Origin of the sequence: Bacillus sp. FSL K6-1560, from assembly GCF_038592935.1 — a bacterium.
GTDB lineage: Bacteria > Bacillota > Bacilli > Bacillales > Bacillaceae > Bacillus > Bacillus subtilis.
In genome coordinates this window covers 102,501-116,174 of record NZ_CP151946.1, presented here as the reverse complement: position 1 = coordinate 116,174, position 13,674 = coordinate 102,501, and the positions used below count along the sequence as shown (strand labels likewise).

Sequence of the window (13,674 nt, the reverse complement as noted above, 5' to 3'; positions counted from 1 at the left end):
CCCCCCGGCGCACGTAGATAGAAATATTATACAGTATTGGGCAAAAAAGCGTCAACTTAATCTAAGTCTCCCCGCCTCCACTTTTCAAACGTTTTCAAAACCTCTTCCGATAAAGCAATTTTACCCGCCGGCTTTTCGGAAGTGATTTTTCTTACCCGTCTCTCTATTCGCCTTTCAATCGTTTCTACCTCTCTCAAAAGCTCCCGGGCCGATTTCCGCAATGCCCCCTGTCCGAAAATCGCCCACTGCTCAGTATAGTCAGAGGTCGCAACGTGAATTTGAGTCGCAATATTATTCAAAGCCTGAGCGAGCTTTTCTATCCGCTCATCAGCCGTCTCATTTTCTTTTGTAAAAATCACTTCAACTCTATGGTTGGTCTGTTTTTTCTCAAGCCCTTTTACGAGATGCGCGTCAAAAACAACAATAACCCTGTTTCCTGTATACGATTGATATTCCGCCATTTTCTGAATCAGTACGTCTCTCGCCTCTTCAAAACTGTTCGCTTTTAAATCCTTCAGCTGCGGCCAGGCTCCAATCATGTTGTACCCGTCTACTAACAGGATATCCATGGGTCTTTATTCTCCCAGAGGGTTTCGTTTCCGGTAGACTTCATACATCAAAAGACCAGCCGCGACAGATGCATTTAGTGAAGTTACCTTTCCGGCCATCGGGAGTTTAATGAGAAAATCGCACTTTTCTTTCACAAGGCGGCCCATCCCTTTTCCTTCACTTCCGATGACTAGAGCCAAAGGCATATTCCCGTCCATATTGCGGTAATCCTCACGCGCTGACGCATCCGTTCCGACAACCCAGATTCCCCGCTCTTTCATCTCTTCTAACGTCCGTGCCAAATTGGTGACTCTTGCTACAGGAATGTGCTCAATTGCTCCTGTTGAAGCTTTTGCCACTGTTGTTGTCAGCCCGACAGCTCTCCGTTTTGGAATGACGATGCCATGAGCGCCGACCGCATCTGCTGTCCTCATAATGGAACCAAGATTATGAGGGTCTTCAAGCTCGTCCAGAATGAGGAAGAAAGGCTGTTCATTTTTTTCTTCGGCTGCTTTATATAAATCGTCCAGTTCTGCATATTCATACGCTGCAACCTGTGCCACTACGCCCTGATGCTGTCCTGTCACCATTTGATCGAGTTTTTTTCTCGGGACGTATTGAATCGTGATTCCCTGCTTTTTGGCAAGCTCAATCACTTGCTGTGCTTGTCCCTTTACGGTGTTTTCCGCCATCCACAGCTTATACAGCTTCCGATCAGATTTTAACGTCTCGATCACTGCATTTTTCCCTATGACGTAATCATGTTGCTGACTCATTTGTTTTCCTCCCTGACGTCCCGAATTGTATAGCTTCGGCTACGAGCTGACTAAGTCGTTCCTCTTTTTTCTCTAGAAAAAGGTAGCCCAGAAGCGCTTCAAATGCTGTACTGTAGCGGTACGTCTGAACATCTGTATTTTTAGGTATTGTCCCTGACTTGGCATTTCTGCCTCTTTTTAGCACCGCTTCCTCTTCTTCCGTAAAAAATGATTGATTCTGCAGAAAAAATAGGATCTCAGCCTGTGACTTTGCTGAAACAATCCGGCTTGATTTCTTATGAAGATCATTTGGTTTGGTAAAGCCCTGCTTAAGCAGGTGATGCCTGACATACACTTCAAAAATGGCATCACCTATATAAGCAAGCGCAAGACCGTTAAGCTGCTTAGAATCTTTTATCGTATCAAATTCAAGCATCTGTTATTCTCCCCGTTTCCAGCGAGTGCCTTGAGCCGTATCTTCAAGAATGATATTCATGCTTTTCAGCTGGTCGCGGATCTGGTCTGACAATGCAAAATCGCGATTCCGGCGCGCTTCATTTCGCTTTTCGATTAAGTCTTCAATCTCTTGATCGAGAAGTTCCTGCTCACCCAACGAAAAACCGAGGACAGAAACAATGCGGTCAAACATCTCAATAAACGCCGTAATTACATGATCAGCTGTATGGTCTTTCTGAAGATAGTAATTGGCGTGTTTCGCTAAGTCGAACAAGACAGAAATCGCATTCGCCGTATTAAAATCATCGTCCATCGCTTCTTCGAATGCATTGCGGTGTTCTTCAACTTTCTCAAGCCATTGATCGTCATCTTCCGTTAAATTCGTACTGCTGTTCAGACGGTGCTGGAGATTGCTGTACGCTGTTTTTAAACGGTTAAATGCGCTTTTCGTATTTTCTAGAAGTTCTTCTGAATAGTTAATCGGATGGCGATAATGAACAGATAGCATAAAGAATCTCAAAAGCTGCGGATCATGCTGTTTAATGATGTCATGCACAAGCACAAAGTTGCCCAGTGATTTTGACATTTTTTCATTATCAATATTGATATAACCATTATGAAGCCAGTACTTCGCAAACGTTTTGCCTGTCAGCGCCTCAGATTGCGCAATTTCGTTTTCATGGTGAGGGAATGTTAAATCCTGTCCGCCCGCATGGATATCAATCTGGTCACCGAGATACTTTTTCACCATTGCTGAGCATTCAATGTGCCAGCCCGGACGTCCTTTCCCCCAAGGGCTATCCCAAGAGATTTCTCCTTCTTTTGCCGCTTTCCACAGTGCGAAATCAAGAGCATCTTCTTTTTTCTCGCCGACTCGGATGCGTGCACCTGATCTAAGTTCATCGATTGATTGCTGAGAAAGCTTTCCGTACCCTTCAAATGCTCTGGTTTTGAAATATACGTCACCTTCTGATTCATATGCGTAGCCCTTTTTCACGAGCTGATCTACGAATTCGATAATGGCATCCATGTTCTCCATTACTCGCGGATGAAGGTCGGCTTTTCGGCATCCGAGCGCACCTACGTCTTCAAAGTATGCTTTAATAAAACGCTCTGAAATGGTGGGTACATCCTCACCGAGTTCATTTGCCGCTTTAATTAATTTATCGTCTACGTCTGTGAAGTTAGAGACATACTGCACATCATAGCCTTTATACTCTAAATAGTTTCGAACCGTATCGTAAACGATTGCCGGACGCGCGTTCCCGATATGAATATAATTGTAAACCGTGGGTCCGCATACATACATTTTCACTTTTCCCTCTTCAAGAGGAACAAACGTTTCCTTCTGTCTAGTCAATGTATTATAAAGTGTGATTGTCATTTTTGGTTGATCCTTTCTTTTCTGTCTTCAAGTTCTGCCTTCAGCTCTAAAATCTGCTGTTCCAAAGACTTAAAGCGGTCAGCAACTGGATCGGGCAAATCCTGATGGTTTAAATCGCGTCTTACTTTTTTGCCATTTTGTACAACGACCCGTCCAGGGATACCGACAACTGTTGAAAAATCAGGAACATCATGCAGTACTACTGAACCAGCCCCAATCTTTGAGCCTTCACCGACCGTAATAGAACCGAGCACTTTAGCACCTGTGGCTATCAATGCGTCATCTTTAATCGTTGGGTGCCTTTTTCCCTTTTCTTTCCCCGTTCCCCCGAGGGTAACCCCCTGAAAAACGGTTACGTTATTGCCGATTTCACATGTCTCCCCAATGACAACCCCCATGCCGTGGTCTATGAAAAATCTTCTCCCGATTGTAGCGCCGGGGTGGATTTCTATCCCGGTAAAAAATCGGCTTACTTGAGATATAAGGCGTGCAAGGAAATAAAATTTTCGTTTATATAAAGCATGTGCAATCCGATGCGCCCATATAGCATGTAAACCGGAATAAGTTAAAATCACTTCAAAATAGCTTCTTGCTGCGGGATCTTGATCGAACACAGTATCAATGTCTTCTTTGAGCATTCTAAAAAACACATGCTTCCCCCCGTTTCTCTATCTGATTTCCTCTACCCAATAAAAAAAGCGTCTCTGCATGTAAACATGACAGAGACGCTTTAACCGCGCGGTTCCACTCTGTTTGAAAAGCAGACTTCTGCTCTCCCAACTTCAGCCTGTAACGGCGGCGGCCGCCTTTGAATACTGGTTTCAAAAAACGTTCTTCAAAGGTCTTAAGGGCGCACTTCTAAAACCCGGCTCATGGATCTCTCTCAGCCAATGGAGATCCTTTCTGTAATGACCTAAAGCTTTATACTCTTCCCTGTCAACAATCATTTATTTAGATATTTTTTAAACGCTGAATTGCAGTCTCTTTACCGATCAATTCAATTGATTGCGGCAGTTCCGGACCGTGAGTTTGCCCTGTTACAGCAACACGAATCGGCATAAACAGTTTTTTCCCTTTATGGCCAGTTTCTTTCTGCACTGCTTTGATCGATGCTTTGATGTTATCCGGAGTGAACTCCTCAAGCTCTTCAAGCTTCGCTGCGAATGTACTGAGCACTTCAGGAACCTGTTCTTCTTCCAGAACAGCTTTCGCTTCTTGATTATACTCGATCTCATCCGTAAAGAACAAATCAGTCAGCTCAACAATTTCCGCACCGTAGCTTAATTGCTCATGATACAGGGAAATCAGTTTACGAACCCATTCTTGTTCTTCAGCAGAAAGCTCAGTGCCAACTTTGCCCGCTTTTTGCAAATGCGGAAGCGTCAGTTCAACAACCTGATCAAGATCCAGCTTCTTCACATATTGGTTGTTAACCCATTTTAGCTTATGCATATCAAACAAAGCTGGTGATTTAGATAAACGATTTACATCAAAAATTTCAATAAACTGCTCTTTTGTGAAAAGCTCTTCTTCTCCAACCGGTGACCAGCCTAGCAGTCCGATAAAGTTGAACAGCGCTTCTGGCAGGTAGCCAAGCTCTTTGTACTGCTCGATGAATTGAATAATGGATTCATCACGTTTACTGAGCTTTTTACGGCTTTCGTTTACGATCAGCGTCATGTGTCCGAACTGAGGAATATCCCATCCGAATGCTTGATAAATCATAATCTGTTTCGGTGTGTTAGAAATATGATCCTCACCGCGCAGCACGTGTGTCATTTTCATTAAGTAGTCATCAATCGCTACCGCGAAGTTGTAAGTCGGCGTTCCGTCCTTTTTCACAATAACAAAGTCGCCGATGCCATCTGATTCAAAAGAAATTTCGCCTTTTACGATATCATTGAAGGCGATGATTTTTCCTTCCGGCACGCGGAAACGAATACTTGGTTTTCTGCCTTCAGCGATAAATTTCTCCTGTTCTTCCTGAGTCAGGTCTCTGTGTTTTCCGGAATAACGAGGCATTTCTCCGCGGGCAATCTGTTCTTCACGCTCTTTTTCAAGCTCTTCTTCCGTACAGTAACATTTATAAGCAAGCCCTTTTTCAAGAAGCTCTTCATAGTACACTTTATAGATATCGTTACGCTCGGACTGACGGTATGGGCCGTACTCTCCTCCGACATCCACACTCTCATCCCAGTCAATACCTAGCCACTTCAGATAATTCAGCTGGCTTTGTTCTCCGCCCTCAATATTGCGCTTTTTATCTGTATCCTCAACTCGAATGATAAACTTACCGCCTTGATTGCGGGCAAATAAATAATTAAAAAGCGCCGTTCTGGCATTTCCAATATGCAAATGTCCGGTTGGACTCGGTGCATAACGGACGCGTACTTCGTTTCCCATTTTCAAATACTTCCTTTCATGTCATGTATGGCCTCAGGCAAAAATGTATGAATCTATTCTACCACCAAATAGACCCGGCATCAAAACAAGTTAGCCTTTTTGTATCAGTACTGTCGCCTGAGCCGCTATTCCTTCCGCCCGGCCTGTAAATCCAAGCTTTTCTGTCGTTGTTGCTTTTACATTTACTTGAGAAACATCTGCCTCAAGGCCTTCAGCAATTCTTTTTCTCATATCTTCTATGTACGGCAGCATCTTCGGCTTTTGCGCTATGATGGTGCAATCAATGTTCCCAAGGACATACCCTTTCTGTTTCACGATTCCCCAGACATGCTGAAGTAATTTGAAAGAATCTGCGTCCTTGAACTCGGGATCTGTGTCAGGAAAATGCTTGCCGATGTCTCCTTCACCCACAGCTCCCAGGCAGGCGTCAGCGACAGTATGCAGCAATACGTCTGCATCAGAATGGCCAAGCAGCCCTTTTTCGTACGGGATTTCAATTCCGCCAATAATGAGAGGACGGCCCTCCACTAATTGATGCACATCAAATCCTTGTCCAATTCTAAACATGTTTATTCCCACTTTCTGATTCCATGATAGCTTCAGCTGACGTCAAATCGTCTGGCGTCGTCAGCTTAATATTTGTATAGCTGCCTTCTACAACACGGACCGAACCGCCCTCCATCTGTTCAACGAGGCTGGCGTCATCTGTCCCTAAAAATCCCTTACGCTCGGCCTCAGCGTGAGCCTTCATCAATAAAGAAAGACGAAAAGCTTGTGGCGTTTGGACAGCCCACAAGCTTGAACGTTCAATCGTCTCACTGACTTGTAAATCTTGAACGCGTTTAATCGTATCTTTTACCGGAACAGCAAGGATGGCCGCTCCTGTCTGTTCCGCCTCTGCGATCAGTTCGTCAATTTGTTCATGTTTTATAAATGGGCGGGCACCGTCATGTACAAGGACAATCTTTTCCTGCTTTACGGCTTTCAGCCCCTTATACACACTGTGCTGACGCTCTTCTCCGCCTGCAACAAGCTCAATTGAAGTTTGAAACGGGTAATCGGACAGCAATTGCTGAAAGTGCTCCCGCTCCTGCTCGTTAATCACCAAAATGATTTTATCGCACTGCCGGTGGCTGTCAAACACTCTTAACGTGTGTATGATCACCGGGTCTCCCTTCAGATCAATGAACAGTTTATTTCTCCCTGCCTTCATCCGCTTTCCCTGTCCGGCTGCAGGAATCACCACATCATAACTCATTGTTTTTTCTCCCTTTACAGCGCCTTCTCCAACAGCTTAGGCTTCGCAAAAATCATTCGTCCCGCTGCTGTCTGCAGCACACTTGTGACGAGTACATCAATATGCTTGCCGATATAATTGCGTCCTTCTTCAACGACAATCATCGTACCGTCATCCAAGTAGGCAACTCCCTGATTATGCTCTTTCCCGTCCTTAATGACCTGAACATTCATTTCCTCGCCAGGAAGCACAACAGGCTTGACCGCATTGGCAAGGTCATTAATGTTTAATACTGCTACCTTCTGAAGCTCGCACACTTTATTTAAATTAAAATCATTCGTCACAACGACCCCGGATGTCAGCTTAGCAAGTTTGACGAGCTTGCTGTCAACCTCCTGAATATCTTCAAAGTCGCCTTCGTAAATTTCAACTTCAATGTCTAATTCTTTCTGAATGCGGTTCAGGATATCAAGACCGCGGCGTCCTCTGTTTCGTTTTAAAACATCTGAAGAGTCTGCAATATGCTGCAATTCCTCAAGGACAAACTGCGGAATCACGATAACTCCCTCTAAAAAACCAGTCTGACAAATATCTGCTATTCTCCCATCAATAATAACACTAGTGTCCAAAATTTTCAGCTTCTTGTCTTGAACCTCATGTTCTTCATCAGCTGTTCCTTTTTTCTTTTGCATTCTGGCGCTAATGGAAAACAGGCTGATCAATTCATCCTTTTTCTTAAAGCCCACCTGGAAGCCGAGATAACCGAGGAAGAAAGCCAAAAATACAGGAATTATTGTGCTGAATATGCGGTAAGGTATATTGTCTAAAGGAATAACATTTACGATAAGATAAGCAATTATAAGTCCAAAAACTAAGCCAAGACTTCCAAATAACAAATCTGGAACCGGCGCTTTTAACAATGAATCCTCTATCCACTTCACCCAGTTCACAACGTATTCTGTACCCCATATACTGATGAGAAAAAAGATAATTGCTCCTATTGCCGCAGACGTATATGCGTTTGTTATTAAAGGTATGTCCTGTATATTTAACAGTACAAACAATTCAGGTATCAAAAATATACCAACAACGCCGCCAAAAATAATGAAGAACGCCTGAACTATTCGTTTTAACATACCCCCACCTCCTTTTTTAACATTTTAATTTCACAAAGTCTTATGCATCCTACGAATATCAGAATAAACAAAAACCAACATTAATATACCCGTATTCATAAGGTTTTAACCGAAATCACAGTTGTCTGTCTAAATAATGCTTCTCTTGCAGGCGTTTTAATCCTTTTTTGATTTTTTGGGCTCGTACTTCACCGATTCCCTCTACTTCATCTAATTCTTCTGCACTCGCCTCAATAATCCTTGGTAGGACTCCAAATGCTTCTACAACATTTTCAACAATCGGCATCGGAAGACGCGGTATCTTATTTAACAGCCTGTATCCTCTCGGCAATACATAATCATCAAGATTAGTAGAAGCAGGGTAACCGAGAAGCTTATACACAATGGAATCATCCAGCAGATCATAACTGGACATATCCTGCAGCTCCTTCAAGAGAACAAACGGATCTTTAATCTTTTCTTTTACATAGTCCTTAATAAATAAAGCGGCCTCTTCTTCCATATCCGTAATCAATTCAATGACTTGCAGTTTGATCAGATGCCCTTCTGTCCCCAGCTCTTTGATATACATATTAATTTCGTTTTTGATTCTCAGGACCATTTCATAACGATGCATGACAGACAAGACATCACTGAAGGTAACAAGTTCCTCAAACTCTAACGCGTTCAGTGCATTAATCGTTTTATCGAGGATTGTCTTATACTTTTCAAGTGTTTGAATGGCTTGGTTCGCCTTGGTTAAAATAAATCCTATGTCTTTTAGTGTATACTTCATGTTTTCCTGATATAACGTTATGACATTTCTTCTTTCAGAAATAGCGATTACAAGACAGCCAGTTTGCTTAGCTACTCTTTCGGCAGTTCTGTGCCGCATTCCTGTTTCTGATGAAGAAATTGTGGCATCCGGCATCAGCTGAGTATTCGCGTAGAGGATCTTTTGACCCGAATCACTTAAAATGATCGCTCCATCCATTTTAGCCAACTCATATAAATGCGCCGGAGAAAAAGCCGTGTTTATGTGAAAGCCGCCGTCCACCACTTCTTTTACTTTATCATTATATCCAACAACAATCAGACCGCCTGTATTTGCTCTCAAGACGTTTTCCATCCCCGCTCTGAGCGGTGTACCCGGAGCAACAAACTGCAATATAGATGACAGGTCTAACTCGTGTTTCGCCCCTTTTTTCTCTTTTTCCATCTATTATCCTCCTAATGAAGTACGAAGCGCTTCTGCAACATTTGCTACTCCGATAACCTCAATCCCTTTTGGTTTTGTCCATCCGTCCAGATTTGCCGCGGGTATGATCATGCGTTTAAAGCCAAGCTTTGCCGCTTCTTTCACACGCTGTTCAATTCTTGAAACCCGCCGGACTTCTCCGGTTAATCCCACTTCTCCAATAAAACAATCTGCAGGATTTGGAGGTGTGTCTCTAAAGCTTGATGCGATACTAATTACAATCGCAAGATCAATTGCCGGTTCATCAAGCTTAACGCCGCCAGCCACTTTCAAATAAGCATCCTGATTTTGCAGCAGCAGTCCAACTCTTTTTTCTAACACAGCCATTAACAGAGAAACCCTGTTATGGTCTATTCCCGTTGCCATACGCCTTGGGTTGCCAAAGCTTGTTGGCGAGATGAGCGCCTGAATTTCAACGAGAATCGGTCTAGTGCCCTCCATAGAGGCAGTGATACTCGAGCCTGCGGAACCAGCAGAGCGTTCTTCTAAGAAAATTTCCGAAGGATTCAAAACCTCAGTGAGCCCCTCTTCCCGCATTTCGAAAATGCCCATTTCGTTTGTAGATCCGAAACGGTTTTTTACAGCCCGCAAAATACGGAAAGTATGGTGGCGTTCTCCCTCAAAATATAAAACAGTGTCAACCATATGCTCCAACAGTCTCGGACCTGCAATAGACCCTTCTTTCGTCACGTGCCCTACGATAAAAATCGGAATACCTTTTGTTTTTGCGATTTTCATCAGCTCAGCAGTACATTCTCTGACCTGTGACACACTGCCTGGAGCCGATGTAATATCGCTTTGGTAAACCGTTTGAATAGAGTCAACAACGACAAACGCTGGATTCATCTCTTGTATAGCAGACGAAATATACTCCATATCGGTTTCAGATAAAACATGTAGTGACGGATTATTAATGCCAAGACGGTCTGCTCGCAGCTTCGTTTGCTTTACAGATTCTTCTCCCGAAATATACAGGACACTGTTTGATGAGCCTGATAATTGAGCGGAAACCTGCAGTAATAGCGTTGACTTTCCGATACCAGGATCACCGCCAATTAAAACGAGGGAGCCTTTAACTACACCTCCGCCGAGTACTCTGTTAAACTCGCCAAGCTGGGTTTTGACGCGGGGTTCTTCTGATGTTTCGATTGATGTAATAGGTGAAGGTTTCTGTACAGTTTGAACAGAATGAGAAAAAGCCGCTCTCCGATTGGCCGGTGCTTTTTTAATCATTTCTTCCACCATTGTATTCCAAGCACCGCAGCCCGGACATTTCCCCATCCATTTTGGAGACTCGTAGCCGCAGGATTGGCAGATGAATTTCGATTTTGTTTTAGCCATATATAGTGTAAGACCTCTCCCTTGTTCTATTTCTTGATATGAAAGTGAGGCATACACTTACATGCTGTATGCCTCATTCCCGTCTTCTATATTAATTCGTTTTAGCAGTCGTTTTTACGACAAATTCGCCATCTTCTACATCAAGAACAATATGCTGTCCTTTATGAATATTTCCTCTGAGGAGTTCTTCAGATAAACGATCCTCGACATGTTTTTGGATCGCTCTTCTTAACGGACGGGCACCGTATTCCAGGTCAACGCCCTCTTCCGCGACTTTCGCTTTTGCAGCATCTGTCAATTCGATAGAAAGATCTTGTTCTTTCAAGCGTTTCGTTAATTGATCAGACATTAATGACACAATTTCAGTAAGATGTTTTTTCTCAAGTGAATGGAAGACAATGATTTCATCGATACGGTTGATGAACTCAGGTCTGAACGCTCGTTTTAATTCACCCATCACTTTGTCTTTCATGTCTTTATGATTTTGAGTTTCATCCTGAACGTTAAAGCCGACATATTTATTGCGTTTCAGCTCACTTGCTCCGACGTTTGATGTCATGATCAGAATGGTATTGCGGAAATCGACTGTGCGTCCTTTAGAATCAGTCAATCGTCCGTCTTCAAGAACTTGCAGAAGGATATTGAAGACATCAGGGTGCGCTTTCTCGATCTCATCAAGAAGCACGACAGAGTAAGGTTTTCTTCTGACTTTCTCTGTCAATTGACCGCCTTCATCATATCCCACATATCCCGGAGGTGAACCAACAAGTCTTGAAGTTGAGTGTTTTTCCATGTATTCAGACATATCAATTCTGATCATGGATTCTTCATCGCCAAAAATGGATTCAGCGAGTGCTCGTGCAAGCTCTGTTTTACCTACACCTGTAGGGCCTAAGAAAATGAATGAGCCGATTGGGCGTTTAGGATCTTTCAATCCTGCTCTCGCACGTCTGACGGCTTTTGCAACAGCTACAACTGCTTCATCCTGGCCGATGACGCGGGAATGAAGAATGTTTTCCATATTGAGAAGCTTATCAGTTTCAGTTTGGGCGATTTTAGATACAGGCACACCAGTCCAGCTGGATACAACCATCGCAATATCATCCACAGTAACCTCTGAGTTTTCCTGCCCTTGCTTCTCTTTCCATGATTTCTTCGTATCCTCTACTTGCTCGCGCAGGCGTTGTTCAGTATCACGCAAGGAAGCAGCTTTTTCAAACTCTTGGCTTTGCACTGCCGCATCCTTCTCTTTACGAACCTCATCAAGCTTCTGCTCAAGCTCTTTTAAGTTAGGAGGCGTTGTAAATGAGCGCAGTCTCACCTTTGAACCCGCTTCATCGATCAAGTCAATTGCTTTATCCGGAAGGAAGCGGTCAGAAATATATCTGTCAGAAAGCTTAACCGCAGCTTCAATGGCATCATCAGTGATAGAAACGCGGTGGTGGGCTTCGTATCTGTCACGCAGACCTTGTAAAATTTGAATACTTTCATCTACAGATGGCTGATCAACCTGAATCGGCTGAAAACGGCGTTCCAGTGCTGCATCTTTTTCAATATATTTACGGTACTCATCAAGAGTCGTTGCGCCAATACATTGGAGTTCGCCGCGAGCAAGTGAAGGTTTTAAAATATTAGATGCATCAATAGCACCTTCTGCTCCGCCTGCCCCGATTAATGTATGGAGCTCATCGATGAATAGGATGATATTTCCTGCCTGGCGAATTTCATCCATGACCTTCTTCAGGCGATCCTCAAATTCTCCGCGGTATTTTGTGCCGGCAACAACTGTTCCCATGTCTAATGTCATCACACGTTTATCACGCAAAATTTCGGGTACTTCATTATTGATAATTTGCTGTGCCAAACCTTCTGCGATAGCCGTTTTACCTACACCTGGTTCCCCAATGAGAACAGGGTTGTTTTTCGTTCTGCGGCTTAATACTTCAATGACACGCTGGATCTCCTTGCTTCTGCCGATTACAGGGTCAAGGCTGTCTTCCTTCGCAATAGCAGTTAAGTCTCTTGCCAAGCTGTCAAGCGTAGGCGTATTCGCATTGCTGTTTGTTCCTGCCGCTGATGATCCTGTTTCATTACTTCCTAGAAGCTGGAGCACCTGCTGTCTTGCTTTATTTAAGCTGACACCGAGATTATTCAGAACTCTCGCAGCAACACCTTCTCCTTCCCGAATCAGACCAAGAAGAATATGTTCTGTTCCAACATAAGAATGACCGAGTTTTCTTGCCTCATCCATTGAAAGCTCAATGACTTTTTTAGCTCTAGGAGTATAATGAATCGTTTGAGACATTTCCTGCCCGCGCCCGATCAAACTTTCTACTTCTTTCTGAATTTTATCTGAACCGAGTCCAAGCGCTTGAAGAGCTTTAGCAGCAATGCCCTCTCCTTCTCTTACCAGTCCTAATAAAATATGCTCAGTGCCAATGTTATTATGACCTAACCGAAGTGCTTCTTCCTGTGCTAGCGCCAGTACTTTTTGAGCTCGTTCTGTAAATCTTCCAAACATCATATCGATTCATCCTCCTGTCTTTTCCCATTCATTTCTAAGTGAAGCCGTTCTCTGATGAGAGCCGCTCTTCGAATGTCCCTTTCGTTCGGACGCAAAGCGCCTCCCGAGTATTGCTGTAAAAATCCTGGCTGCGTCAAAATCATAAGTTCGTTAAGTATGTTGCTTGAAAGTCCTTTTATAATGCCTAGGTCTATGCCTAACCGAACATCTGAAAGGCACTTTGCAGTTTCTTTCGATTCTATCATCCGGCAATTAGACAAGACCCCATAAGACCGATATACCCGATCCTCAAGTTCGATTTTAGAAGTTTGATAAATCGCTTCTCGGGCAGATCGTTCTTGTTCAATCAACTGAGCAGCAACACTGTTAAGATCCTCTACAATATCCTGCTCTGACTTACCAAGCGTGATCTGATTTGAAATTTGAAAGATATTCCCTACTGCTTCGCTGCCTTCCCCATAAATTCCTCTAACAACTAAGCCTAATTGATTAATTGCCGGTATAATTCGATTTATTTGCCTAGTTAAAACCAGTGCCGGCAGATGCATCATGACCGAAGCCCTTAAACCTGTACCTACGTTTGTAGGACAGCTGGTTAAGTATCCTCTTTGCTCATTGAATGCATAATCAACTTTTTCTTCAATCCAGTCGT

The 13,674-nt window shown here is 43.5% G+C and carries 13 protein-coding genes and 1 other annotated feature (1 of these 14 cut by a window edge); all 13 genes read right to left on the bottom strand.

The window, feature by feature from the left end; translation table 11 throughout:
* Window positions 1-56 precede the first annotated feature (56 nt).
* On the bottom strand, window positions 57-569 hold the full coding sequence (rae1, locus tag NYE22_RS00630) for a ribosome-dependent mRNA decay endonuclease Rae1/YacP (RefSeq protein ID WP_003235032.1): 513 nt from the start codon (window positions 567-569) through the stop codon (window positions 57-59).
* Between the two features lie 6 nt (window positions 570-575).
* Window positions 576-1,325 (bottom strand): 23S rRNA (guanosine(2251)-2'-O)-methyltransferase RlmB, encoded by a 750-nt coding sequence (gene rlmB, locus NYE22_RS00625; RefSeq protein WP_014475598.1) that lies wholly within the window; start codon window positions 1,323-1,325, stop codon window positions 576-578.
* Window positions 1,309-1,740 carry a mini-ribonuclease 3 gene (locus NYE22_RS00620; RefSeq protein WP_014475597.1) on the bottom strand — a complete coding sequence of 144 codons (432 nt, stop codon included), beginning with the start codon at window positions 1,738-1,740 and terminating at the stop codon, window positions 1,309-1,311. Before NYE22_RS00620 ends, rlmB begins: the two co-directional genes overlap by 17 nt.
* A 3-nt stretch (window positions 1,741-1,743) precedes the next feature.
* Entirely contained in the window at window positions 1,744-3,144 is a 1,401-nt protein-coding gene (gene cysS, locus NYE22_RS00615) for a cysteine--tRNA ligase (protein WP_038427269.1), read from the bottom strand.
* Window positions 3,141-3,794, bottom strand: a complete 654-nt coding sequence (cysE, locus tag NYE22_RS00610; protein WP_003225749.1) for a serine O-acetyltransferase — start codon at window positions 3,792-3,794, stop codon at window positions 3,141-3,143. The genes cysS and cysE overlap by 4 nt, the downstream gene beginning before the upstream one ends.
* Window positions 3,795-3,862: 68 nt before the next feature.
* Window positions 3,863-4,093 (bottom strand) — a binding site (T-box leader).
* Window positions 4,094-4,095: 2 nt separating this feature from the next.
* On the bottom strand, window positions 4,096-5,547 hold the full coding sequence (gltX, locus tag NYE22_RS00605) for a glutamate--tRNA ligase (protein ID WP_014478617.1): 1,452 nt from the start codon (window positions 5,545-5,547) through the stop codon (window positions 4,096-4,098).
* Window positions 5,548-5,637: 90 nt separating this feature from the next.
* Window positions 5,638-6,114, bottom strand: a complete 477-nt coding sequence (gene ispF, locus NYE22_RS00600) for a 2-C-methyl-D-erythritol 2,4-cyclodiphosphate synthase (RefSeq protein ID WP_003225745.1) — start codon at window positions 6,112-6,114, stop codon at window positions 5,638-5,640.
* Complete coding sequence (gene ispD / locus NYE22_RS00595) at window positions 6,107-6,805, bottom strand: 2-C-methyl-D-erythritol 4-phosphate cytidylyltransferase (RefSeq protein ID WP_064672086.1); 699 nt, start codon at window positions 6,803-6,805, stop codon at window positions 6,107-6,109. The genes ispF and ispD overlap by 8 nt, the downstream gene beginning before the upstream one ends.
* Window positions 6,806-6,819: 14 nt before the next feature.
* Window positions 6,820-7,920, bottom strand: a complete 1,101-nt coding sequence (locus NYE22_RS00590; protein WP_003235014.1) for a PIN/TRAM domain-containing protein — start codon at window positions 7,918-7,920, stop codon at window positions 6,820-6,822.
* A 115-nt stretch (window positions 7,921-8,035) separates the two neighbouring features.
* On the bottom strand, window positions 8,036-9,118 hold the full coding sequence (gene disA, locus NYE22_RS00585; RefSeq protein WP_003225736.1) for a DNA integrity scanning diadenylate cyclase DisA: 1,083 nt from the start codon (window positions 9,116-9,118) through the stop codon (window positions 8,036-8,038).
* Between the two features lie 3 nt (window positions 9,119-9,121).
* The gene (radA, locus tag NYE22_RS00580) at window positions 9,122-10,498 is read right to left on the bottom strand and encodes a DNA repair protein RadA (RefSeq protein WP_014475593.1); all 1,377 of its coding nucleotides are present in this window, start codon (window positions 10,496-10,498) and stop codon (window positions 9,122-9,124) included.
* A 91-nt stretch (window positions 10,499-10,589) separates the two neighbouring features.
* Window positions 10,590-13,022, bottom strand: a complete 2,433-nt coding sequence (gene clpC, locus NYE22_RS00575) for an ATP-dependent protease ATP-binding subunit ClpC (RefSeq protein ID WP_014475592.1) — start codon at window positions 13,020-13,022, stop codon at window positions 10,590-10,592.
* Window positions 13,019-13,674, bottom strand: partial view of a protein arginine kinase gene (locus NYE22_RS00570; protein WP_003235007.1) — the 3' portion only. It continues 436 nt past the right edge of the window; 656 of the gene's 1,092 nt are visible here — the last part of the coding sequence; the start codon falls outside the window, past its right edge; the stop codon is at window positions 13,019-13,021. Before NYE22_RS00570 ends, clpC begins: the two co-directional genes overlap by 4 nt.

Coding starts and splice junctions, on each gene's coding strand:
- radA (WP_014475593.1), bottom strand. CDS start 10,498: ATGGCTAAAACAAAATCGAAATTCATCTGCCAATCCTGCGGCTACGAG.
- rlmB (WP_014475598.1), bottom strand. CDS start 1,325: ATGAGTCAGCAACATGATTACGTCATAGGGAAAAATGCAGTGATCGAG.
- clpC (WP_014475592.1), bottom strand. CDS start 13,022: ATGATGTTTGGAAGATTTACAGAACGAGCTCAAAAAGTACTGGCGCTA.
- NYE22_RS00590 (WP_003235014.1), bottom strand. CDS start 7,920: ATGTTAAAACGAATAGTTCAGGCGTTCTTCATTATTTTTGGCGGCGTT.
- NYE22_RS00620 (WP_014475597.1), bottom strand. CDS start 1,740: ATGCTTGAATTTGATACGATAAAAGATTCTAAGCAGCTTAACGGTCTT.
- gltX (WP_014478617.1), bottom strand. CDS start 5,547: ATGGGAAACGAAGTACGCGTCCGTTATGCACCGAGTCCAACCGGACAT.
- cysS (WP_038427269.1), bottom strand. CDS start 3,144: ATGACAATCACACTTTATAATACATTGACTAGACAGAAGGAAACGTTT.
- disA (WP_003225736.1), bottom strand. CDS start 9,118: ATGGAAAAAGAGAAAAAAGGGGCGAAACACGAGTTAGACCTGTCATCT.
- rae1 (WP_003235032.1), bottom strand. CDS start 569: ATGGATATCCTGTTAGTAGACGGGTACAACATGATTGGAGCCTGGCCG.
- ispF (WP_003225745.1), bottom strand. CDS start 6,114: ATGTTTAGAATTGGACAAGGATTTGATGTGCATCAATTAGTGGAGGGC.
- ispD (WP_064672086.1), bottom strand. CDS start 6,805: ATGAGTTATGATGTGGTGATTCCTGCAGCCGGACAGGGAAAGCGGATG.